This window comes from Acinetobacter sp. WCHA55, assembly GCF_002165305.2.
Classification (GTDB): domain Bacteria; phylum Pseudomonadota; class Gammaproteobacteria; order Pseudomonadales; family Moraxellaceae; genus Acinetobacter.
In genome coordinates, this window is record NZ_CP032286.1 from 2343472 (window position 1) to 2367346 (window position 23875).

General features: G+C 39.8%; 20 protein-coding genes. 9 read left to right on the top strand and 11 right to left on the bottom strand.

Going from position 1 to position 23875, the window contains the following annotated elements:
• Complete coding sequence (locus tag CDG62_RS14150; protein WP_087527195.1) at window positions 1-729, bottom strand: ABC transporter ATP-binding protein; 729 nt, start codon at window positions 727-729, stop codon at window positions 1-3.
• A gap of 11 nt (window positions 730-740) precedes the next feature.
• Between CDG62_RS14150 and CDG62_RS14155 the strand changes: the two genes are divergently transcribed.
• Window positions 741-1382 carry an arylesterase gene (locus CDG62_RS14155; RefSeq protein WP_087527194.1) on the top strand — a complete coding sequence of 214 codons (642 nt, stop codon included), beginning with the start codon at window positions 741-743 and terminating at the stop codon, window positions 1380-1382.
• Between the two features lie 30 nt (window positions 1383-1412).
• Here CDG62_RS14155 and CDG62_RS14160 read toward each other — a convergent pair whose 3' ends face one another.
• The gene (locus CDG62_RS14160) at window positions 1413-2027 is read right to left on the bottom strand and encodes a carbonic anhydrase (protein ID WP_004694391.1); all 615 of its coding nucleotides are present in this window, start codon (window positions 2025-2027) and stop codon (window positions 1413-1415) included.
• A 309-nt stretch (window positions 2028-2336) separates the two neighbouring features.
• On the opposite strand from CDG62_RS14160, the gene CDG62_RS14165 reads away from it, so the two are divergent.
• Window positions 2337-3368 carry an alpha/beta fold hydrolase gene (locus CDG62_RS14165; RefSeq protein WP_087527193.1) on the top strand — a complete coding sequence of 344 codons (1032 nt, stop codon included), beginning with the start codon at window positions 2337-2339 and terminating at the stop codon, window positions 3366-3368.
• A 15-nt stretch (window positions 3369-3383) separates the two neighbouring features.
• Window positions 3384-4385 carry a hypothetical protein gene (locus tag CDG62_RS14170; protein ID WP_087527192.1) on the top strand — a complete coding sequence of 334 codons (1002 nt, stop codon included), beginning with the start codon at window positions 3384-3386 and terminating at the stop codon, window positions 4383-4385.
• A 55-nt stretch (window positions 4386-4440) separates the two neighbouring features.
• Here CDG62_RS14170 and CDG62_RS14175 read toward each other — a convergent pair whose 3' ends face one another.
• Window positions 4441-6501: a TonB-dependent receptor domain-containing protein gene (locus tag CDG62_RS14175; protein WP_087527191.1), complete on the bottom strand. Its 2061-nt coding sequence runs from the start codon at window positions 6499-6501 to the stop codon at window positions 4441-4443.
• Window positions 6502-6675: 174 nt separating this feature from the next.
• A complete protein-coding gene (nfuA, locus tag CDG62_RS14180; protein WP_087527190.1) occupies window positions 6676-7314 on the bottom strand; it encodes a Fe-S biogenesis protein NfuA in 639 nt (212 codons plus the stop codon).
• 160 nt (window positions 7315-7474) lie between these two features.
• On the opposite strand from nfuA, the gene CDG62_RS14185 reads away from it, so the two are divergent.
• The 3 genes from CDG62_RS14185 (at window position 7475) to CDG62_RS14190 (ending at window position 10071) form a co-directional block, all read left to right on the top strand.
• Window positions 7475-8092: a rhomboid family intramembrane serine protease gene (locus CDG62_RS14185; RefSeq protein WP_087527262.1), complete on the top strand. Its 618-nt coding sequence runs from the start codon at window positions 7475-7477 to the stop codon at window positions 8090-8092.
• Between the two features lie 118 nt (window positions 8093-8210).
• The gene (locus CDG62_RS19375; protein WP_087527189.1) at window positions 8211-8378 is read left to right on the top strand and encodes a hypothetical protein; all 168 of its coding nucleotides are present in this window, start codon (window positions 8211-8213) and stop codon (window positions 8376-8378) included.
• Window positions 8379-8523: 145 nt separating this feature from the next.
• A complete protein-coding gene (locus tag CDG62_RS14190; RefSeq protein ID WP_087527188.1) occupies window positions 8524-10071 on the top strand; it encodes a hypothetical protein in 1548 nt (515 codons plus the stop codon).
• 91 nt (window positions 10072-10162) lie between these two features.
• Here CDG62_RS14190 and CDG62_RS14195 read toward each other — a convergent pair whose 3' ends face one another.
• On the bottom strand, window positions 10163-11782 hold the full coding sequence (locus CDG62_RS14195; protein ID WP_087527187.1) for an inorganic phosphate transporter: 1620 nt from the start codon (window positions 11780-11782) through the stop codon (window positions 10163-10165).
• 427 nt (window positions 11783-12209) lie between these two features.
• Here CDG62_RS14195 and metH point away from each other — a divergent pair, with 427 nt between their 5' ends.
• Entirely contained in the window at window positions 12210-15896 is a 3687-nt protein-coding gene (metH, locus tag CDG62_RS14200) for a methionine synthase (RefSeq protein ID WP_087527186.1), read from the top strand.
• Between the two features lie 57 nt (window positions 15897-15953).
• On the opposite strand, the gene CDG62_RS14205 is transcribed toward metH, so the two are convergent.
• From CDG62_RS14205 to CDG62_RS14220, 4 genes are all read right to left on the bottom strand, one after another.
• Window positions 15954-17708 (bottom strand): P-loop ATPase, Sll1717 family, encoded by a 1755-nt coding sequence (locus tag CDG62_RS14205; protein ID WP_213070678.1) that lies wholly within the window; start codon window positions 17706-17708, stop codon window positions 15954-15956.
• A 402-nt stretch (window positions 17709-18110) separates the two neighbouring features.
• Window positions 18111-19243, bottom strand: a protein-coding gene (locus CDG62_RS14210; protein ID WP_223155595.1) for an IS3-like element ISAba14 family transposase whose coding sequence is annotated in 2 segments (ribosomal slippage) — window positions 18111-18991 and window positions 18991-19243 — 1134 coding nt in all. Because the reading frame shifts where the segments join, the coding sequence is not laid out codon by codon here.
• Window positions 19244-19296: 53 nt separating this feature from the next.
• Window positions 19297-19584, bottom strand: a complete 288-nt coding sequence (locus CDG62_RS14215; RefSeq protein WP_213070679.1) for a hypothetical protein — start codon at window positions 19582-19584, stop codon at window positions 19297-19299.
• 35 nt (window positions 19585-19619) lie between these two features.
• Window positions 19620-20710 (bottom strand): IS4-like element ISAba1 family transposase gene (locus CDG62_RS14220; protein ID WP_085940648.1). Its coding sequence is split into 2 segments (ribosomal slippage): window positions 19620-20170 and window positions 20170-20710, totalling 1092 coding nucleotides; the frame shifts between segments, so codons are not numbered across the junction.
• A gap of 239 nt (window positions 20711-20949) precedes the next feature.
• Between CDG62_RS14220 and CDG62_RS14225 the strand changes: the two genes are divergently transcribed.
• Complete coding sequence (locus tag CDG62_RS14225; RefSeq protein WP_087528701.1) at window positions 20950-21153, top strand: amino acid transport protein; 204 nt, start codon at window positions 20950-20952, stop codon at window positions 21151-21153.
• Here the strand turns inward: CDG62_RS14225 and CDG62_RS14230 are convergent.
• Together CDG62_RS14230 and CDG62_RS14235 are read right to left on the bottom strand one after the other, a co-directional pair.
• The gene (locus tag CDG62_RS14230) at window positions 21150-21617 is read right to left on the bottom strand and encodes a hypothetical protein (RefSeq protein ID WP_087528722.1); all 468 of its coding nucleotides are present in this window, start codon (window positions 21615-21617) and stop codon (window positions 21150-21152) included. The genes CDG62_RS14225 and CDG62_RS14230 overlap by 4 nt on opposite strands.
• Window positions 21618-21754: 137 nt before the next feature.
• Entirely contained in the window at window positions 21755-22975 is a 1221-nt protein-coding gene (locus CDG62_RS14235; RefSeq protein WP_087528702.1) for an MFS transporter, read from the bottom strand.
• A 96-nt stretch (window positions 22976-23071) separates the two neighbouring features.
• On the opposite strand from CDG62_RS14235, the gene CDG62_RS14240 reads away from it, so the two are divergent.
• Window positions 23072-23857, top strand: a complete 786-nt coding sequence (locus tag CDG62_RS14240) for an AraC family transcriptional regulator (RefSeq protein WP_087528703.1) — start codon at window positions 23072-23074, stop codon at window positions 23855-23857.
• Window positions 23858-23875: the final 18 nt, after the last annotated feature.

The following is a 23875-nucleotide window of genomic DNA, read 5'->3' on the forward strand; positions in this document are numbered from 1 at the left end:
TTATCCTCCCGTTCGAGGATGTTCGATCAACTGCCCATCGAGTAATTCAAAATGCCGTTGGCACTGCTCCGCAAGCGTATGGTCATGCGTCACTAAAATCAGGGTCGTACCCAACTCACGATTCAGTTGAAACAATAATTGCTCAATTTCTCGCGCAGTTTGACTGTCCAAATTTCCTGTTGGTTCATCGGCAAAAATAATTTTTGGCTCAGCAATCAGCGCACGAGCAATTGCAACACGCTGTTGCTCCCCACCCGAAAGTACCTTTGGTGTTTGGGTGGCCTGTCGCTCTAATCCAACTTTTTGCAACAAACTCAAAGCGCGACGTTCAGCTTCTACAAAGTTAAATGATGGATGAAGCCGTGACGGCAGCATCACATTTTCAACAGCAGTCAGGTGTGGTAGCAGTTGAAAGGACTGAAACACAAAGCCAATATGTTTTAAACGCACCTGCGCCCGCTGTTCTTCATTGAGCTTGGAAATACTTTCACCACAAACGCTTAACTCACCACTGCTGGCCTGATCCAAAGTCGCCAATATACCAAGCAGTGTGGACTTTCCTGAACCTGAACGCCCTGTAATGGCCACTTGTTCACCTGCTGTGATACTCAGATTCAAATCTGAAAAAATAGTGAGTTCTTTTTGTGGAAGTTTAATCTTTTGTGTCAGTTGCTGGGCAGAAATAATCACTTGTGGCATGATGTTTACATCACTATGAACTTGGGTCATAACATCCCTATATGCAAATATTCGTGCAAAATCGCAAATTTAAAAAACGTATCAATTCATACTTGGTTTTGCTTGCACTATGCTTAAACCCCACTTGGGTTTTTGCAAAAACTGTGATGGTTTTAGGAGATAGCATTAGTGCAGGTTATGGCATAGAACCACAGCAAGCATGGGTAAATTTACTGCAAAAACGGTTAGACCAACAGTATCCGAAACAGCACAAAGTGGTCAATGCCAGTGTGAGTGGTGAAACCACCAGTGGTGCTTTAGCCCGTTTACCTAAGCTGTTGCAAACGCATAAGCCAAATGTGGTGGTGATTGAGCTTGGCGGGAATGATGGACTGCGTGGTCAGCCCCCTCAAATGATTCAAAAAAATTTAGCGCAATTGATTCAACAGAGTCAAAAAGCCAATGCCACCGTGGTTGTTTTGGGGATGAAAATACCGCCAAACTATGGCACCGCCTATAGCAAGGCATTTGAAAATAATTACCAAGTGGTCAGTCAACAGTTCAAAGTGAAATTGCTGCCCTTTTTCTTAGAAGGTGTAGCTGGAAATAAAAGCCTGATGCAAAAAGATTTGGTCCATCCAAACACCAAAGCACAGCCTATTTTATTAAATTTAGCTTATCCCTATATAAAAGGCGCTTTATAAAGCGCCTTTTACTCTGATCCGCACATAGGATCAGAAGTCAAAAAAAACCACTTCACCACTTTCAAGTGAGTACTCAGCACCAACCACTTGTAACTTGCCTTTGGCAATCAAGCTTTCAAGCACAGCTGAGCCATGACGTAACTGATTGACAGAAGCAAAAACATTTGAACGCACTGCATGTTTAGACAGTTTGCATAAGTCATGTTTCAATTCGGTTTGCATCAAAGTTTCAACCGAAGGACGGACACGGTTTACAATCGACATCAGGTTTGCAGAAGGCGGGCTATCTGGGTTCATCAAGGTGTCAATGGTAGCTTGAATCGCGCCACAGTGACTATGGCCAAGTACCACAACTACTGCACAGTCATAACGCTCAGCCGCAAACTCAACACTGCCAACTTGCGACGGTGCAACCACGTTGCCTGCAACACGAATAACGAACAGATCACCCAAACCTTGGTCAAACACCATTTCTGCAGGCACACGAGAATCAGAACATCCCAGTACAATGGCAAATGGATTTTGGTCTTCTGCCATCTCTGCTCGTTCTTGGTGAGACAATTGCTTATGGTGGGTTGTCTCACCCGCTACAAAACGTTGGTTACCTTGTTTTAGACGGCTTAAAGCTTCTTGAGCTGTTAGCATTCCCTTTCCCACTCGATTGTTATTAAGTTGGACTAGTTTAATCCCAGCGAAATTGATTGTCACTTGCAAAAAACATAGCGTCTTATTTTTTTGCTTAATTTTAAAGTTGCATTTTATACCAACAAAAACATTATACAGTTCACACTTTATTCAAATGACGCAAATCCTTTCAAATAAATAATTAATGACATTTGCATGAAAGCGATTAGAATCAAACAGACCTGTAAATAAACATAAAAACTATTCAAAATCAGAGCATTTTTATCTTATTCGGTCAGTTTTTCATTCATCTCCGTTTAAGGATGAACCATGATGATGCGCTCAAAATCCGTCTTGAAACAAAGTCTAAAGGCCAGTCTATTCGCTTTCGCCTTGTCATTTTCTTTCGCCAGTCATGCGGTGGAAAATGCCATCATCAAAGACAAACTCAGTTTACAAAGCTACCTTATACAAGAACGCGTCACCGCAGGCTTAAAATCCAAAACCCTTAAAGTCGATGACATTGTTTGGAGCTATAATGAAGGCGGTTCAGTTGATAAACCGACTATTTTACTCATTCATGGTTTTGCTGGAAATCGGGACAATTGGAACCGTGTGGCACAGTTTCTAACGCCTTATTATCATGTAGTTATTCCCGACCTTCCGACCAATGGCGACACCAGAGTCCCTGATGATTTTGATATCTCTATGCCAAATGTCACAGAACGGCTCCGTCGTTTTGTTGAAGCCATTCATATACAAGATAAACTGAATGTTGCAGGACATTCGATTGGTGGTTCAATTGCAACACTATATGCGGCGCAATATCCTTTTGATACGCAAAGTTTATTTTTACTGAACAGTGCAGGCATTTATAAAAATGCTAACACCAACTATGCCAAAGACCCGCAATATTTAAAGCACTTGATTGTGAGTAAACCGGGCGATTTAGATGACGTAATGCAACGTGTCATGCAAACCCCAATCAAAATGCCCTATTATTTAAAACGTGCCCAAGAAAAACAGTTAATTACTCAGGCTGAAAAAAACAGTAAAGTGATTGATCAGTTAGTAACATTGAACCGAATATACACCACCGACTCTTTCGCCCGAGTGACTCGTAATATTGAAGCGCCTACCCTCATTTTATGGGGAAAGCAGGACAAAATTATTAATGTTGAAGTGGCGAATGAACTCAAATCCTTATTGAAACGTGCTGAAGCTCCTGTCATCCTTAACAATGTTGGTCATATGCCACTTTTGGAAGCAGAACAGGCCGTTGCACAGCACTACCTACCTTTTCTTGCAAAAACCCAAAAGTTAAAAAACCCATTGGCTGATAAACTGATTCCACTAAATTAATTTTGTTGAGTACGTATGCAGAAACACCCGATGATTGAGCAGCTCATTGAAGCTCATCTTAATTTTTTAGATCATGAGTTTTCGCAAGCAAGTACCGTACAAAATGAATTCACCCTCTTTTATCACTGGTTTAGAAAACAAACTTTGCAGCAACTGTGGAGCTTTGAAGACATCAATGCGCTGTTGCAAAAACAAATCCTAGCCACACCTGCAACAGAACATCTGATTTCACAAATTGCAGAGCACATCAAGTTTGCTTTGATTCACCCCATCAATGAATCAACAAAAATTGCCGATGTGATCCCAGTACTCACTATCGACAAAATTGCGCAGTATGTCGCGAGTAAAAGTGGGCATCGTCAGCGTCTGATTAAAACTGTGGTCAATAACCCAGCTTTTTCAGCCATGATTACTCAGCTCATTCAGCACTCAATTCAAGACTATTTAAGTAACTCCGTCATGACCAAACGTGTGCCGGGTGTCTCTAGTTTTATGAAAATGGGCAAGTCGGTACTTGAAACCGTCACGGACTCAAATCTAAATGACACCATCGGTCATTATTTGCAAAAGAACATCTTAAAACTCAGTCAAATGAGCGAACAAGTGTTAAATCAAAATTTTAATGATGAAAAGCTGTATCATTTTCAAGCCAATCTTTGGCATAAAATCAAAGACATGCCTTTATCAGTTTTAAAAAATTATGTAGAAGTGCAAGACTTGCCTCAAACCGTAGCTATGGGTCACGAAATTTGGGAACATATACGTCAAACTAACTATCTGCAGCAACAGGTACATGATGGTGTTTATGCTTGGTACATTCGCAACCAAGAACGTCCTTTTGATTTACTCTTACGTGACTTAAATATTGACGAAGCTTTAATTCAAAATGAACTTCAAAATTTGTTGGATCCTATTATTCAAGAGCTTATCCAATCACATTACTTGCGCGATCGAGCACGTTATTATTTAGAACAATTTTATTATTCTGATCAAGCACAGAATATTTTAAATCCTTAAATTAAAAGACCCGCTTATTCAGCGGGTCTTTTAATTTAATTTTTATTTCTATGTATTAAAAATTAGCAACAAAACTTACACCGTAACGACGACCATCTAAAGTTTGTTCACCATCAGCATTCTGTGCAGTTTCATCTAACACATTATAAACACCAAATTTACCTTTCAAGTTTGGTGCAAACTTATAGTTAAAACCAACATCGAGGAAGTTATATCCCGGAATTGGCTCAGACATACTTGAACGACCTAAATACGGCGTAGTTTCTCCGCGCACATGTAATCGACTCCAAATATTCAAAGCATCTGTTAAGTCATGATCTACTGTTACATTAAATACATGTTCAGGCATTCCATTTAAAGGCTGCCCTTTAAATTGACCTGATTTAATTTCTGTATCTGTGAACGTATAATTTGCAGTTAAGGTTGTATATTCAGCTAATTTGGCATCAAATGTCACCTCTACACCACGTAACTCAGCTTTACCAATGTTTTCACGTGTGCTGATAAATGCAAATGGAATACCATTTTCAGAACACTTCCACGTTGAAACATCATTACGGTTGTAGTCAGCATTACCCGTTGAATCACATTCCCGAATTTCTTCAATTCGATCTTTAAACTGAGTTACATAACCTGTGATAGAGGTATTAACGTGATCATTGTTCCAGTAAAAACCTAACTCTGAAGTAACAGTTGACTCTGGCTCTAGGTCTGGATTTGCTTTAATAATTCCTCGACCCGTTGTTGTTGGAGAACCACTTCCTCCTGTCACACTATAGAAGCCGTCCGTCACAGAACGAATATCTGGTTGTTTATAACCTGTAGAAACCCCACCCTTCACTGTGAATTGGTCAGTAAAGTTATAAACACCATAAATTCGCGGAGAAATATTTCCTTGATATAGTTCGTCGTAGTCATAACGCGCTCCCAGCGTTAAGTTAAAACGATCTGTTAAACTCCATGTGTCCTCTAAGAATGCAGCAGCGGACCAGCGTGTCAACTCATCAAACTCTGGAACCAATGGATTGCGGTTTGTTGCTCGATCTAACAAACTTTCATCTTTATAATAACCACCAAAAGCCAGTGTATGATTACCTAACAACCAGTTCCACTGTGTATTTGCAGTCCATGTTTCTAAATCAATCCCCTTTGTTCCCACGACTGTATTTTCACGATCTGGGTTTTTAGAATTTTCGTATTGAATATAAGATTTACTATCCAAATTATCGGTATATCGACCATTATGCGTTAACGCATAAACACTACGTATATTTCGACTTGCAGAGTCTGTACCTGTGGCTGCAACCGTTTTACCTGCCGTTGCCTCAGACTCTTGTGTGAAGAAGTTTGCCTCTACGGCTAAATCGTGTTGATCATTAAACACATAAGTTAAACGTGAATTTAAACTTTCCGTTGTATGGCCTGTAAAGCCACCTAAATAAGAGTCTTCTTTTCTCTCTAAACGATTTAGACCTAACTGCAAGCCAACTTTATCTTGAATAATTGGCCCTGCTAAATAAACAGAACCATTACGAATGTCTCCAGAATTATTTTTATCTTGAATAGTTGTGCCTAACTCAACATTCCCAGTCCAAACATCCGTCACTTTTTTGGTAATAATATTAATTACGCCACCCATTGCATCAGAACCATACAATGTAGATGCTGGACCACGAATAATTTCAATTCGTTCAATGGATGCAACTGGAGGAAGAATATTTTTCTCCATACCGTAGTCATCACCATTTGGGTTAACATCTTTAGAATATTGACGCTTTCCATCAACCAAGAACAAGGTGTAATTCGAAGACATTCCTCGAATACTAACTGTTTGACTTGCATTTTCCCCCGTAATGACAACACCCGGAACACTTCTCAAGACATCTGTAATATCGTTATATTCACGTTTATCTAATTCTTCACGGTTAATGACAGTAATTGATGCTGGTGCTTTTGAAACATCTTGCTCATAACCCGTTGCCGATACAACAATCGTTTGTAATTGTGTTGCTTCTTTCTCTTTTGTGGTTTCCACAACGTCATTCGCCATCGCAAATGAACTCATTGCCCCTACAACAGCCAAAGCTAAAGTTGATCTCGTCAGATTTTTACCCATAACGCATACACCCAAATACAAAAGAAGGAGAGATTGTGTAAATTTCGTAGGGTATCTTAACAAATGATAAACATATTGCAATAAATATTGATAACTATTCTCAATTACATTTTACCTTTGGATAAAATATAACCCCCTAATTTAAGGAGGTTATTTGGTAAAATGGTTTAAAAATTATTTGAAGTATGCGCCTTCTGCCTGCGTATGATCCGTCTGGTCAATGACACGACGTAACTCAGGAATGTGTTGTTGCAGAGTCGTTTCAACACCTTGTTTCAAGGTAACATCAATTGCTGAGCAACCTTGGCAACCACCACCAAATTTCAATACAGCCGTTAAACCATGCTCCTCATCCTCAATAACTTCAACCAATGCACAGTTACCGCCATGACCAGCTAGACCTGGGTTAATTTCAGACTGAAGAATATATGTAATACGCTCTTCAATCGATGCATCAGGGCCGACACGTGGCACTTTCGAATTCGGTGCGCGGAATGTCAATTGCCCGCCAAAACGGTCTTTATTGTAATCAATCACCGCATCCAACAAATATGGAATAGACGGTGTGTCGATATATGCAGGAAAGTCCGGATAATCTTGACGATAATCAGTTGGAATTACTTCTTCAGGCGCGCTATATGCCATACAACATTCAGCACGTGGTGTACCCGGATTTTCAACAAATACACGTACAGCAATGCCTGGTGTATTTTGTTTTTCTAGTAAATCACGTAAATACTCTTGTGCAGTTGGAGTAATCAATAAGTTTGGAATTTCCTCTGCAACTGCAGTGCTGCTGTTCTCAGTCGACATAACAATCATTTCCTCAAGCTGAAGTTGCTATTTTAACTGAAGATGTGGGGTAATGAAAAAAAATCAACCAAAATTGTCGGATTTATTGTGAAAGTTCATCTTTTCGCTCAATTTAATGGCATTATGACCACACGATAGTTATATGCAGAACATCTCAGAAATGTTGGATTTACCTTTTAATCATACAGTTACGATCATTATTATTACTGTCATTATTTCTATGGTGGCATTTTCAAATCAGAATGTTATGAATCGTCTGATTTTCTGGCCTCCTGCGATGCAACGCGGACAATACGATCGTTTCATTACACATGGCTTTATTCATGCCGATGGTATGCATCTCCTGTTCAATATGTTCACCTTGTTTTTCTTTGGCAGCATTATTGAAAGTTTTTACCGCCAATATTTCTATGATTTAGGCTTTGTTTTATTTTATTTGGGTGGTTTAATTTTTGCCATTTTACCAAGTTATTTAAAACATAAAAATGATGTGCGCTGGGCAAGCCTTGGGGCATCTGGTGCAGTCTCTGCAGTATTGTTCGCGTATGTGCTGTTTGAACCTTGGAAGCTGATTTTTGTATTTTTTATTCCAGTACCTGCAATTATTTTTGCTGTGCTCTATGTGGCTTATAGCATCTGGTCAGGTAAAAAAGGAAACTCCAACATCAACCATAGTGCCCACCTTTGGGGAGCTGCTTATGGGGTTCTTATGACCTTAATTTTAGAGCCACGTCTTATCCCACATTTTCTGAGCAAATTAACGCAGTTACCCATTTAATTATATCGTTCATTTCCACGATGATTGCAAGTGGCAGAGCCATTACAATTTTTCACAATAAAATCAAGTCATGATTTTTACAATAAACTCATGATTATAAAAACTGAAGGAAATTCCCATGAAAATAATGTCAATCTTAGCAACACTGATGGTTAGCTTGAGTTTAACAGCCTGCGCTGTACACACACGTGAGGGGAGTATTGTTGTTGATCCACATGGTTCTTATTACCCCGATGGTCATGGAGACTTTTGCCCACCTGGTCAAGCTAAAAAAGGCCGTTGCTAAAATTGAAAAGCCTTCAAGATGAAGGCTTTTTTATTGGCACATACTTTTACACAAATTTGGTAGCAAATGCCAAGTGACATTTCAATTTGGCATAGATAATGTATACAACTGTATATAAATAGCAAATGCCAGTGAGATTTCTTGCATGTCCACACCCCTAGACGGTCTACAATTCCCCATTAACCCTCAAACCCAAAAAACCAGTACTTCACATACGGGGAAAGCGATTATTGCCGAAGCCCTAGCCAATGTTGATCATCAAAGTGCTGTTGAGTTACTGGCAGAGCAAAACTGGCGTAAACAATATCCTCGATATTTTAAGTCATTGGTTGAATTCGGTATTGCCAATCAAACAGCTCCAATTCAAATTGCGCAAGATGGTTTAAATAAAACCCACAATGTTTTTGAGTTCTATCGTGACAATCAAAAATATCTTGTTAAAGATGTAATGTCGCTTGAAACAACACCCTTGCATACTATTAAACTCAAAGGCGAAAGCACTGCTCTGCCTGAGTGGTCAGTGCCTTATAAAGGCCAACAACTCAAAGGTCAGGCCTTACTAGACCAAATCCAAACATGGTTAAATGCAGGCGTGATCGAACCCAGCCATGCTGAAGCATTGGTTGCCTGTGTTGAACACCCTGAATGGTTTGATTTATCTGATCGGACCATGGTGCTCTTTGGTGCTGCCTCAGAAGCAGGTCCACTCACCTGGTTAGCGCAATGGAAAGCCAATATCGTAGCGGTAGATCTACCCAATCCACGCGTATGGGGCAAAATTTTAGACACCATTCAACATGGCAATGCCACCTTATATGCTCCATCTGTTGAAGCATTGAATGCCGATACGCCTGTTTCAGTGTTAAGGGAAAAGCTTGGTGCTAACCTTTTAACTCAGACGCCTGAAATTGCACAATGGCTTGCGCAAAATCCACATCAACTAGATTTGGCAGCAATTGCATATCTAGACGGTGAAAAGCATGTCCGTGTTTCCGTCGCGATGGATGTGATTATGCAATATGTCAGCGAACAAAAAGCAGATACCAGTTTGATGTATATGTGTACACCAACCGATGTCTACGCAGTCCCAGAAGAGGTCATTACAGCATCTGAGCAAAAGTTCAGTGGACGCTCTAAAACCCAACAGATGGTCAGTAAAAGTATTTCAACCCTTAGCGGGCAACTGTTTTTTAAGAAAAACTTACATGATCTCGTCGAGTCGGATAATAACAAGTCTTATGGCATCACCGACTGTTTAGTGATTGAACAAGGGCCTAACTATGCGTTGGCTAAACGTATTCAGCAATGGCGTGCAACGCTTGCTCGCTCACAAGGCCAGCGTGTCAGCATCAACATTGCACCATCAACCACCACACACTCAGTCACTAAAAACCCCCTGCTCAAAGCCGCATTTAATGGCGCTAGCTTGTTTGATGTTGAAGCCTTTAAGCCTGAAACCACCAATGCCATCATGGCGGCTTTATGGATACATGACTTGCGTAATCCTGAGTCTGTAGCCAATCCAGAAGTCAATATTGAACATCCTTTAGAGCTCATGATGCATGGTGCCAATCACGGTGGCCTATGGCGTGTAGCCTACTTGGCTCGGACCGCACTACCCTTTGCTGCACTCTATGGCTTTGCAGCAGATAAACTGCCTCTAGACAAGGTCTGGGCGAAGTTCAAAAAATAAAATATGAATAGCATCACGCATAAAATACAGTGCTAAAAAAAAACGCTACTCAAAGTAGCGTTTTTTTTATCATTCGGTTTCACCAATCAGATTAAACGAACTGTAGGAACAACCAAAATAAACCACCTGATAAACAGATCGTTGCTGGCAAAGTGAAGATCCAAGCCGAAAGAATGGTTCTCACAGTTGCAAAATTCAGACCTGACTTATTTGCCACCATGGTCCCTGCAACCGCAGAGTTCAATACATGTGTGGTCGATACTGGCATACCAAAGCCATCAGCGGCTGCAATCGTGGTCATCGCCACCAACTCGGCTGACATACCTTGACCATAAGTCATATGGTTTTTACCAATACGCTCACCTACAGTCACGACAATACGCTTCCAACCGACCATCGTACCTAGACCTAAAGCCAATGCCACAGCAACTTTCACCCATGTTGGGATGTACTGTAAGAAACCATCAAGGTTACTACGATATTCTTTTACTGTCTTCTTACCCTCTTCAGACATCGCTGGCAATTGATCCGCTTTATCCAAACGTTTGAACGCAGTCGTACTTAAGTACATGTCATTACGTAATGCAGAAACTTCAGATTCAGGAATATCTTTAAGATCTCCATAATGGCCAACACGTTCACCCAAATGGTCTGTCAGACTGGCTAAAGCAGGTACAACTTCTGGAGTCATTTCTTTGGTTTGAATATATTGCGTGATCACCGTACGGGCTTTTTCATCTGCAATATCATCATGATTTGGATAAATCACCGCCGCAGTTTGATCTGATAGTTGAGCAAATGACTGAATATGCTGTGAATCTAAATTCTTATTTAAAGAATAAGCCAAAGGCACAATACCAATCAAAATCAGCATGATTAGTCCCATACCTTTTTGACCATCATTTGAGCCATGAGCAAAACTCACACCAGTACAGGTGAAGATCAAAATGGCACGAATCAGTGGAGGTGGTGGTTTGTTACCTTCAGGTGGTTGGAATAGTTCCAGTTGTTTCTTAAAGATTTTTTTCACCAATAAAAACAACACTGCTGCAAAAGCAAAACCGATCATAGGTGAAAACAGTAAAGCTTTACCGACTTTAATCACCTGATCCATATCGACACCTGAAGCACCGCTACCCGAATGCATCAGGTAATTCATGATGCCTACACCCAAGATCGAACCAATCAAAGTATGTGAACTTGATGCTGGAATACCCAAGAACCATGTGCCCAAGTTCCACAAAATCGCAGCAATCAACATGGCAAAGACCATAGCAAAACCTGCGCCTGAGCTGACATTCATAATCAACTCAACGGGCAGCAGCGCAATAATACCGTAAGCCACGGCACCACTTGCGACCATAACCCCAAGGAAGTTACAGAAACCAGCCCACATCACCGCAACAGGCGCTGATAGTGCATTAGTATAAATGACCGTTGCAACCGCATTGGCCGTGTCGTGAAAACCATTTACAAATTCAAAACCCAAAGCAATGAACAATGCCGTCGCTAAAAGAATTAAAGAGTAAAGATTTAGTGCAGGAACATGCGATAAGTCAGCTGAAAGCTGAAAGCCAATATAAATTAGCGTTGAAATAATGACCGTTAAAAACACCGGCATAAAAAATTTCGGTGTAGGTACGTGCACATTCGTCGACTTGACCTGTGTCACGTGCACCTGATCTTGGACGGGAGGAATATTAGAATTCATGCAGACGGCTAAAGAGGATATCAATATCCCCTATTGTTCAATTTAATTGTGACAATTATATGACAAATGCGCGTCACATGAAGCCAATTTTTTCATAATTGGCTTATTTTAGATCAGCAGTAAATCAGCTATAAGCCTTGAACTCCCTGCACTGATTCAAAATTTAATTTTTCGGTGCTGATTATGCTGAATTATTTTCTTACATTTGGCTATGCTGTCTGTAACAATCTGCTCCAATCAATATTTTTTCATCTCTATTTATTGTGATCTATTAACATAGCGGGTCTATATTTCACTTTAGTGAAAACTAAAGCTAAATCAGCCTTTTTTATTTGCCATATAGCCAATACCACTTGAATTAGGCATCAATGAACCTGCTTTTCTGCTAAAATATTGCACGTTTTGAAAACCTGTTTGTGAGTTTTGAATGTCTACACTTGCCACCTTAAAAGCACTTCTTGCCGAGCGCATCCTTATTATTGATGGTGCAATGGGCACCATGATTCAGCGCCACAAGCTAGAAGAAGAAGATTATCGTGGTGAGCGTTTTGCCGATTGGGCACATGACCTAAAAGGCAACAATGACCTGTTGGTATTGACGCAACCGCAAATTATTCAAGGCATTCACGAAGCTTACCTCGATGCTGGTGCAGACATTATTGAAACCAACAGCTTTAACGGCACCCGCGTTTCCATGTCTGACTATCACATGGAAGATTTGGTTACTGAAATTAACCGTGAAGCAGCGCGTTTAGCCAAAGCCGCTTGTGAAAAATATTCAACGCCTGAAAAGCCACGTTTTGTAGCAGGTGTATTGGGGCCAACATCACGTACTTGCTCTATTTCACCAAATGTAAACGACCCTGCATTTCGTAACATCACCTTTGATGAACTGAAAGAAAACTATATTGAAGCAACACATGCGTTGATTGAAGGTGGTGCTGACATCATCCTGATTGAAACCGTTTTTGATACTTTGAACTGTAAAGCAGCGATTTTTGCCGTAAAAGAAGTGTTCAAGCAAATTGGTCGTGAACTGCCAATCATGATTTCAGGCACCATTACCGATGCTTCAGGTCGTACTTTAACGGGTCAAACTGCTGAAGCCTTCTGGAACTCAGTGCGCCATGGCGACTTGCTTTCTATAGGCTTTAACTGTGCCTTGGGTGCAGATGCGATGCGTCCACACATCAAGACCATTGCCGATGTTGCCGACACGTTTGTATCAGCGCATCCAAACGCAGGCTTACCAAATGCCTTTGGTGAATATGATGAAACCCCTGAACAAACCGCAGCCTTCTTAAAAGAATTTGCTGAAAGTGGTTTGATTAATATTACTGGTGGTTGCTGTGGTACGACACCAGACCATATTCGTGCTATTTACAATGCAGTAAAAGACATTAAGCCACGCCAAGTGCCTGAAACGGTTCCAGCCTGCCGTTTAAGTGGTTTAGAACCATTTAACATTTATGATCACTCATTGTTTGTAAACGTAGGTGAACGTACCAACGTTACAGGTTCGAAAAAATTCCTACGTTTAATTCGTGAAGAAAACTTTGCCGAAGCTTTAGAGGTTGCACAACAACAAGTGGAAGCCGGCGCACAGATCATCGACATCAACATGGATGAAGGCATGCTCGATTCGCAAAATGCGATGGTGCACTTCCTGAATCTGGTTGCGTCTGAACCTGATATTTCACGTGTGCCGATCATGATTGACTCATCGAAATGGGAAATCATTGAAGCAGGCTTGAAGTGCGTACAAGGTAAGCCTGTAGTGAACTCGATTTCCTTAAAAGAAGGTTATGACGAGTTTGTCGAGAAAGCCCGTTTATGCCGTCAGTATGGTGCTGCAATTATTGTCATGGCATTTGACGAAGTCGGTCAGGCGGATACTGCTGCCCGTAAGCGTGAAATCTGTAAGCGTTCTTATGACATTTTGGTCAATGAAATTGGCTACCCTGCTGAAGACATTATTTTTGACCCGAACGTGTTTGCGGTGGCAACAGGGATTGAAGAACACAACAACTATGCTGTGGACTTTATTGAAGCGACAGGCTGGATTAAACAAAACCTACCCCATGCCATGATTTCTGGTGGTGTGTCTAACGTGTCGTTCTCCTTCCGTGGTAACGAACCTGTACGTGAAGCAATTCACTCTGTGTTCCTTTATCATGCCATCAAACAAGGCATGACTATGGGCATCGTAAACGCTGGTCAAATGGCGATTTATGATGACATTCCGCAAGAGCTGAAAGAAGCGGTTGAAGATGTGATCTTGAACCAGAACCAAGGTGAATCAGGTCAACTTGCAACTGAAAAACTGCTTGAAGTGGCTGAAAAATTCCGTGGTCAAGGTGGCGCACAACGCGAAGCTGAGAATTTGGAATGGCGTAATGAATCTGTAGAAAAGCGCCTTGAATATGCACTTGTTAAAGGCATCACCACCTATATTGACCAAGATACTGAAGAAGCACGCCTTAAAGCGAAACGTCCACTCGATGTGATTGAAGGCGCACTGATGGATGGTATGAACGTGGTGGGTGACTTGTTCGGTTCGGGCAAAATGTTCTTACCGCAAGTGGTAAAATCTGCGCGCGTGATGAAACAAGCTGTTGCTTGGCTCAACCCGTACATTGAAGCTGAAAAAACCGGTAGCCAATCTAAAGGTAAAGTGTTGATGGCGACCGTAAAAGGCGACGTGCACGATATTGGTAAAAATATTGTTGGCGTAGTTTTGGGCTGTAACGGTTACGACATTGTCGACCTTGGTGTAATGGTACCTTGCGAAAAAATTCTACAAACCGCGATTGATGAAAAATGTGACATTATTGGTTTGTCAGGTTTGATTACTCCATCTTTAGATGAAATGGTGTTTGTTGCCAAAGAAATGCAACGTAAAGGCTTCGACATTCCTTTATTGATTGGTGGTGCAACCACCTCTAAAGCACATACCGCAGTGAAAATTGACCCGCAATATTCAAATGATGCCGTAATTTATGTGGCGGATGCTTCACGTGCAGTCGGCGTGGCAACTACCCTACTGTCTAAAGAAATGCGTGGCAACTTCATTGCTGAGCATCGTGCTGAATATGCCAAAATTCGTGAGCGTTTAGCCAACAAGCAACCGAAAGCTGCGAAATTGAGCTATGCCGATTCAGTAGAGAATGGCTTTAAAATTGATGACAATTATGTACCACCAAAGCCAAATGCTTTAGGTACACAAGTCATCACCAACTATCCTTTAGCAACTTTGGTTGAATATTTTGACTGGACACCATTCTTTATTTCTTGGAGCTTGGCGGGTAAATTCCCGAAAATTCTAGAAGATGAAGTCGTCGGTGAAGCAGCGACAGATTTGTACAACCAAGCGCAAGCGATGTTGAAAGATATTATCGACAATAACCGTTTTGATGCACGTGCGGTGTTTGGCTTATACCCTGCGCAACGTACAGGTGCGGATACGGTCAGCGTGTTTGATGAAGCTGGTCAGACTGTTACGCATACCTTCGAGCATTTACGTCAGCAGTCGGACAAAGTGACGGGCAAACCAAACTTGTCTTTGGCGGACTATATTAAGCCGACGACAACTCAGCAAGATTATTTGGGCGGCTTTACAGTGTCTATTTTCGGTGCTGAAGAGTTGGCGAATGAATATAAAGCCAAAGGTGATGACTATTCTACAATTTTGGTTCAGTCTTTAGCGGATCGTTTTGCTGAAGCTTTTGCCGAGCACTTACATGAACGTATTCGTAAAGAATTCTGGGGTTATAAAGCGGATGAAACGCTGAATAATGAAGAACTGATTAAAGAGAAGTATGTCGGTATTCGTCCTGCGCCAGGCTACCCTGCTTGCCCAGAGCATTCTGAAAAAGCGGCATTGTTTGACTGGTTAGGTTCTGAAGCGAAGATTGGTACGAAGTTGACTGAACACTTTGCCATGATGCCACCTTCTTCTGTCAGTGGTTTCTATTACTCTCACCCTGAAAGTGAATACTTTAATGTGGGCAAAATTTCTCAAGATCAACTTGAGGATTATGCGAAGCGTAAGGGTTGGTCACTAGATGTGGCGAAGCGTTGGTTAGCACCGAATTTGGATGATTCGATTGTTTAATTCATAACTTTCTTTAATTGACTACCCCCTCAATTGAGGGGGTTTTAAAATGGTAAATTATGCTGCTAAGTCTTTATCCACTTCAATTAATAATGCATCCCAAAATGCTGGATTAATAATAAAATTAATATCTTGCATTTTAGTTTTAATAAAACCGTCCATCAACCTCATATTATAATTAAAATGATAAATAAACTTAATTTCTCGGTTTTCTATGCAAACCCCAATAAACCCATACCACAGCAAAATATTAATTATATCCTCAACATTACTAGAAGCTACATTCTGATTCATATTTATTATGTTTTTCAACTCTCCAACTGACAATAATGATTTTACCCCAATAAAACTATACAAAATATCATGTAATTCATTATTTATATCATTCAACTCATAGCTAATATCAGTTAATAAATCAGTCGAATATGCTTTCATTCCTTTTGAAATATCATCTTCAGTTATAAGCTGATGGTTTAAGTTTACTGCAAAACTTTTACATTGATTTATTAGATTAAGTAAAAATCGTGGCCTCATTAATGATCTTTCAATAAGATACTGTGAACTTTCTTCACCTTTAAAATGGCTTACAAAAAGCTGTTTCCAAGCTTGCTCAAAAGTATATCCACTATTGAAACCTTCATTAGCTACTATTCTTAGTCTTACCATTTCTCTTAAAAGATCTGTATCTGTCCAATCTAATAAAACATTTCCTTCTTTACCACGATCAGCTGTATGTTGTACTAAAAGCTCATAGACATCATTTCTTAAAAAAATGATAATCTTTATTTCATTATTTATATGAGAAAATTGTCTTTGAATCTTCTTAGTACAATCAATCAACGCTCTCACTATTAATAAATCTTCTTTTTGTAAGCCAGATGTTGGCCATCCTTTGTCAATATTATCAATTAAAAGCCAAACATTTTTTTTATATTTTAGATACTTTTTCAATTGATCTGTAATAGCTTTAATATCATGCTTGTATAATAACTCTGTCAATTGTGGTGAAGACAATCTTACTCCTGAATCTTCTCCATATTTTTCGAAATAATCAGTTGAAATTCTTGTCATTAGCGTTGACATTCTTTCTGAGAAATCACCTTCTGTATCATATCCCTCAGCTTTATATAAATCTGCAATTTCTCTATAAGGCTGATATAGTGATTCATTATGTAAGTGTAACTCTTTATCACTACTTAAAATCTTATTGCACAACTCTAAAAGTAAGACATACTCCCAAAAGGCCATAATAGTATGCTGAAAAGTACCCTCTTGTAGAAAATTTAAAATTTGCTCTTTGAATTTTACAAATTTATAACCCTCTGGTTTCAAATCAAGGACAAGATTCTGGTTAGAAGATCGTTCTTTATCTCTAATTTGTAAAAAAATTGCTGACTTACCTGATCCTTTTCTTCCTACTACTAAATTAGCCTCTCCACGTATAGCTTTAAGATATTGTTCAGTCTTTAAATAATATCTTTGCAAACTTCTCATTTCATTTTCAGCAGAAGTAGAACCCAAATCAATTTTTTGTAATTCAGTTATATAGTCATTAGTTGAAAGCTCATTTTCTTGTTGAAAAAATGCTGCTACAGAAGCTGCGAAATCAGCCATCACTTCATTAATATCATCTAATTTATAGCAATGCTTAACTAAATCTCTATAATCTAAAGGAGCTGAATCATGACCCATTTGGATCAAAATATGTGGTTTTTCTAATCCCTTTGATAAGCCAGCAATGAATGCACTTCTAATGTTATGAATTTCAGAGCCATCTATATGACTTGATAATATTGGAATCACAATACCCATAGATTCTGTAACTTGATGAATTGCTTCATGTGCTGATAAACGTGGTTGTTCTGATGGATCAAATGTTCTAAATATATATCTAGATTTTTTTATTCTGGATTCAATTCGACTAATCCAATCAGTTTTATGTTTGCTTAATACAAAATAAACAGGAGCTTGCTTATTTAATTTTTTCTCTAAAAATATAGGGTCATTAAACTGTCCAGAACTTAAGAAGTCACCTAACTGTTGCTGGTTAACATATTCTTTGTAACCTAACGTATCAAAAATACCTACATCGTGTATTTTAGGCTGCCCTATACTTAATGAGTTATTCTTTGTAAGTAATATTCGCTTTCCCTAGAGGTGGTCCCACTTGTTTGAACAACTAAAAGCGTATTTATAAGTGATATTCCGCTCTAGTTAAGCCACCTTGTTTTGTTGGGGTAGCTGATCATAGTAAAACTCATTTGGTGTCATTTTGTCTAGACTCGAATGAGGTCGTTTCAAATTATAAAACTCAAAATATGCACTTAATTGCTTTTTCGCATCTGTGACACTGCTATAAGCTTTGAGATACACCTCTTCATATTTAACGCTCCGCCATAATCGTTCAACCATCACATTATCTACCCATCGACCTTTACCATCCATACTGATTTGAATGCCATTTGATTTCAATACATCAATAAATGCATCACTGGTAAACTGGCTGCCTTGGTCTGTATTAAATATTTCAGGTCGACCATATTTTTCAATCGCTTCATTTAAAGCCGAAATACAAAAATCCACCTCCATACTAATCGATACCCTATGCGCAAGTACCTTGCGGCTATGCCAATCAATCACAGCACATAAATAAACAAAGCCTTTTGCCATAGGGATATACGTTATATCCGTAGACCACACTTGATTACTGCGCTGAATAGCCAACCCTTTGAGCAGATATGGATATTTACGGTGAGCTTGATTAGCCTGGCTTAAATTTGGTTTGCAATATAACGCCTGAATACCCATTTTCTTCATTAAAGTACGTGTATGACGTCGTCCTATATGATGTCCTTGACGATTCAACAAATCACGCATCATACGACTGCCTGCAAAAGGATATTGCATATGTAATTCATCAATACATCGCATCAGCTTCAGATCTGATGCACTCACAGGTTTTGGGCGATAGTAATAACAACCACGGGAGACTTTCAGCAGCTTAGCTTGCTTAGATACTGAAATCTGAAGTGAGTCGTCGATTAACTTTTGTGGTTGAAGCGGCCCAGTTTCTTCAACACACCTTCTAAAAAATCAATTTCTAATGCCTGCTCACCGATTTTTGCATGTAGTTTTTTTAGATCGATGGGTGGTTCTGTTGGAGCTTTTGATTGATCGAAAGCTTGCGAGGAAGCTGAGATCAATTGATTTTTCCAGTCAATAATTTGGTTTTGATGAACATCAAACTCAGCACTCAATTCAGCAAGTGTTTTTTCTGCTTTAATCGCAGCAAGTGCTACCTTAGCTTTAAAATCATTTGAATGATTTCTTCTTGGTCTACGTGCCATAAAATACTCCATATATTGATGTTTATAACATCATTTGAGGAGCAGAATATCACTTATAGGAGTTGTTCAAATTTACGGATCCATCTCTCCTTTCCAATTGCATAACCAATCTCATAAGTCACATTTAAATTTAGAATACTTATATCTGCTATCAAAAAATCAGCTTCATCTATTCCACTTAAAACCTCATTAGCTATAAAATGACCTGCAATATCCATATGTTTCCAAGTCTTTATTTCTATTTCAAGATTTTTCCTATTAATTATAGAAACAGCTGATTCTATACAATCTCCAACTTCACTAGGGTTCGCACAATAAGCATAAAAACCAATCTTCTTCATTATAGTATCATTAAGTCCTCTGTACACGACAAATTTCACAGAACCCTTATCCTATCAGGATTCTGCTTTCTTAAAATTGCCAAAATTTCCTTAAACTCTTCTTTTTTCCCAAAACCAATTAAACGCTGAATCGCCATTTGAACATAGTCTAAACCATAGCGAAATAAACTCATTGAGAGTCGTCCATGCTTCTTTATTTTTATCGCTTTTTTTTGATTATGTTGCCATTCACCCGTTAAGTAACACCAACAGAAGCTTATAGCTAACACCGCAATCAATTTTTTCACTCGTCTAGGGTCTGTCAAGCGCGTATTTTCAAGATTAAACCCGCGTCCTTTGAGACAACTGAATAAGGTTTCAATTTCCCAGCGTAATGCATAATCCTGAATAGCATTGGCATTAAACTGAGGAGAAACGACGAGTAAAAGCTCTCCATTTTCTAACTGTAGTGCACTTATATATAGTTTCACCCGACCAACCAAAATCCGTCGTTTACGACATTCAATTTGACCAACTTTAAGATGGCGAAATAAATCACTAATTTTATGATTCTTTCCTAAATGATTGGTGACAATGAAGTTTTTTTAACACGAATGCAGAAGTTGATGTCTTGTTCAATTAACCATGTAAACCACTGCTCACCGATAAACTCTCTGTCTGCGAACACATTCACAATACGGTCTTTACCAAAAATGGCTATAAAGCGTTGAATCAAAGCAATACGCTCTTTCGTATCTGAATTTCCACGTTTATTAAGCAATGTCCAAAGGATAGGTATCGCTATTCCACGATAAACGATTGCGAGCATCAGGATATTAATATTTCGTTTTCCCCATTTCCAATTGGTTCTATCTAAAGTCAGTTGCACTTGGTCGAATGAAAACATATTGAAAATCAACTGAGAAATTTGACGATAATCAAAATACTGACCTGCAAAGAAGCGCTGCATACGTCGATAAAATGATTGTGGTAAACACTTGATGGGCAAGGCTTTAGATGCAGAAGAAAGATTACATGTTTGCTTTAAAATAATCACAAGCATGATGAGCGCAAAGCACTTTAAATGTGACTTGTTCCATTTTAGAGATTTGTTTAAGATAAGATATAACTCATTGAGATGTGTCATAGTATTCGTCGTTAGAAAACAATTATTGTGACATTATTTCAATGAGTTATCTATTTTTGTCGTGTACAGAGCATTAAGTCATAAACCTTCATGTTATAGTAATTAATGTCTATTTTACATACAATGATTTTTAATACTTTTAGATGCTTAAAGCTTGGTAATACAGAAATATTCAAGACTACATCTAACTATTCAAGCTTTTATAAATCCCTAACAAACGGAACTTAAGCTTCATCATCATGAACAGTACTCAACTCTTACTCGGCGTGATCTTTAGCTCAATTGGTTTAGGCTATTTTCTCTATGGCAAAAAACAAAAAATGACCGTGCCTTTTGTAGTCGGTCTGGTTCTCATGGTTTTCCCTTATTTTATAGAAAGCAATGTCTTGCTTAGTAGCATTGGAATTTTGCTGTCAATCATCCCCTACTTTTTACGCTTTTAAAGTAATTGAGCCGTTTCCAGCGATTCAAATTTAATGTCAGTCACATTCCAGTGGTGCATCATCTCGCGTAAAAACACAAAGTAAACCAGACTGAATACCCCTTGTTCCGCCACTTGATGCACATAATATTCACGACGATCAATAAATGCATTAAAACCGCTTTCAAGTTGTACGCGGTCTATGCGGTATAGATTCGGAAAAAATAAATTCAGTACCTCTTGAAGCAGAGTATCGGCACTGATGGCGCTTTTAGGCTGTCCATATTGGATGGGAACGGATTCTAATATTTCTTCAATGACATAAATCATCAATTCTATGGCAAGCTCATCCAACACCCCATGACGCATACTATTCGACTGAATAAAGCTGAGCCCTTTATCGACCTGGAAGTGCTGCCCGTCTATATCAAAACTGAGCTGTTCCAAACCAAGGGAAAATTTAATTGCCGTATCAGGATTCACCATGATCATCATCCTCCACACCCTACCGTGCAAACAGCCAATATATTCATTAGTGTTTTAAAACTAACATGCAAAAGAAAACACGCCATCTTATTCTTTTAAGATAGCGTGTCTATCACTAAAATTCTGCTATAAACAGTTTAGTTTGCTTGGGTCTTCGGTAAAAATGCAGTGGCAAAACCAAGTAATGGCAATAATGAACATAGGCCAAACACCCATTCAATGCCCTTTAAATCGGCCAAATAGCCCAAACCTGCTGCGGCAATTCCACTTACCCCAAACATTAAGCCAAACATTAATCCTGCAATCATGCCGACACGCCCAGGTACAGCTTCTTGCGCATAGACCACCATGGCAGCAAAGGCAGAAGACAACACCAAGCCAGTCATGACTGACAACACCGTGGTCCAAAACAGATTAGCAAAGGGCATCATTAACGCAAACGGTGCCATGCCGACAAAAGACACCCAAATGACGGCTTTACGTCCAATTTTGTCACCAATCGGTCCGCCTGCAAATGTGCCTAAAGCCACCGCTGCCAAGAAGGCAAACAGATGTAACTGTGCCGATTGCAGGCTGATATGGAATTTGTGCATTAAGTAAAACGTGAAGTAATTACTGATACTGGCGATATAGGTAAATTTGGCAAACATCAACACGCAGATGGTGGATAAGGCAATCACCAACTGACGACCATGCAATTTGCTGTGTGCCTGCTGTGCCTTGGCAGCCAATTGTTTTTTACTGTAGCTAATACTCCAACGGCTCACTCCAAACAGTACCCAAATGGCAAGCAAGGCAAATACAATTAACAAAGCTACTGCATGTTGTCCAAATGGCACAATAATTAATGCAGCCAGCAAAGGTCCAATTGCAGTACCCGTATTGCCACCGACCTGAAAGGTCGATTGTGCCGTACCAAAACGTCCACCCGATGCCATACGTGCCACACGTGAAGCTTCGGGGTGAAAGGTGGATGAACCAACCCCAATTAAAGTCGATGCCATCAATAACACGGCAAAATTGGGCGAAAATGCCAACAATAAAATTCCGCTAAACGTCACCACCATACCCAAAGGCAATAAATACGGTTTCGGATTTTTGTCGGTATATAGACCAATCCATGGTTGCAGCAGCGATGCGGTAATTTGATAGACCAATGAAATGAGCCCAACTTGAGCAAAACTCAGCGAGAAATTGGTTTTCAGCATAGGATAGATGGCAGGCAGAACGGCTTGAATCAAGTCGTTCAGTAGATGTGCCACGGCCACGGCACCTACAATTTTAACAATCATGCCTTGTGGCTGAAGACTTGCCACAGCTTCATCCATGCTTTCCTTCGCCTGTATTGAAGACGTCATAGCTGAAAAACTCCAATCATTGATATTTCAACCAATATTGTAAATTGTCATTCAGAACGTTATCTTCCAATAATCCCTGTCTAAGTGACAAATTTCATGAAATTATCCGATTCGCTGATTGAAACGGACATGTCCGAACTGGTGATTGGACGTTCCTCTGAACATACGTACCGTGAAATTACGCCTGCGCATCATCATTCACGCGCACAATTTCTCTATGCCTCGACTGGCATTATTCAGGTCTACACGCCCAATCATGTCTGGCTGATTCCGCCCATGTGCGCACTGTGGATTCCCGCCTATGTGGAACATAGTGTGATTTCTTTAAGTCGGGTCAAAATGAATACTGCGCTGGTCGAAGCTCAAGCGGCATCGGTGCTGGGTCAGCAATGTTTTATTATTCGGGTGAGCAAGTTATTGCATGAACTGCTGATTCGTTTAAATGTAATTGAACACATTCCGACTTCCGAATTACTCAGCTCCGATGAGCTTTCTCATGCCATCCAAATTCTAATTTTTGATGAAATTCAGAAAGCCAATTCCTTACCCATTCAAATTCCGTGGCCACAAGATAAGCGTCTGATGAGTATCTGCCAAGCCCTGTTACAAGCACCACAACATCATAAAGACTTAAGCACATGGGCAGATGAAATTGGCACCAGTACTCGAACCCTGATGCGGTTGTTTCAGAAGGAAACGGGGCTGTCTTATCGGGCTTGGTTACAGCAAATGCATATTGCCCAAGCCATGAGTAAAATTGCCAGTGGCGAGTCCATTGCACAAATAGCAGCATCTCTCGGCTATGGTAACCCAAGTGCCTTTAGTGCCATGTTTAAGCGCCATTTGGGACAAACCCCGCAGCAATTTAAGTATCAGGATTAATCTTTAGCAAGTCGGAAA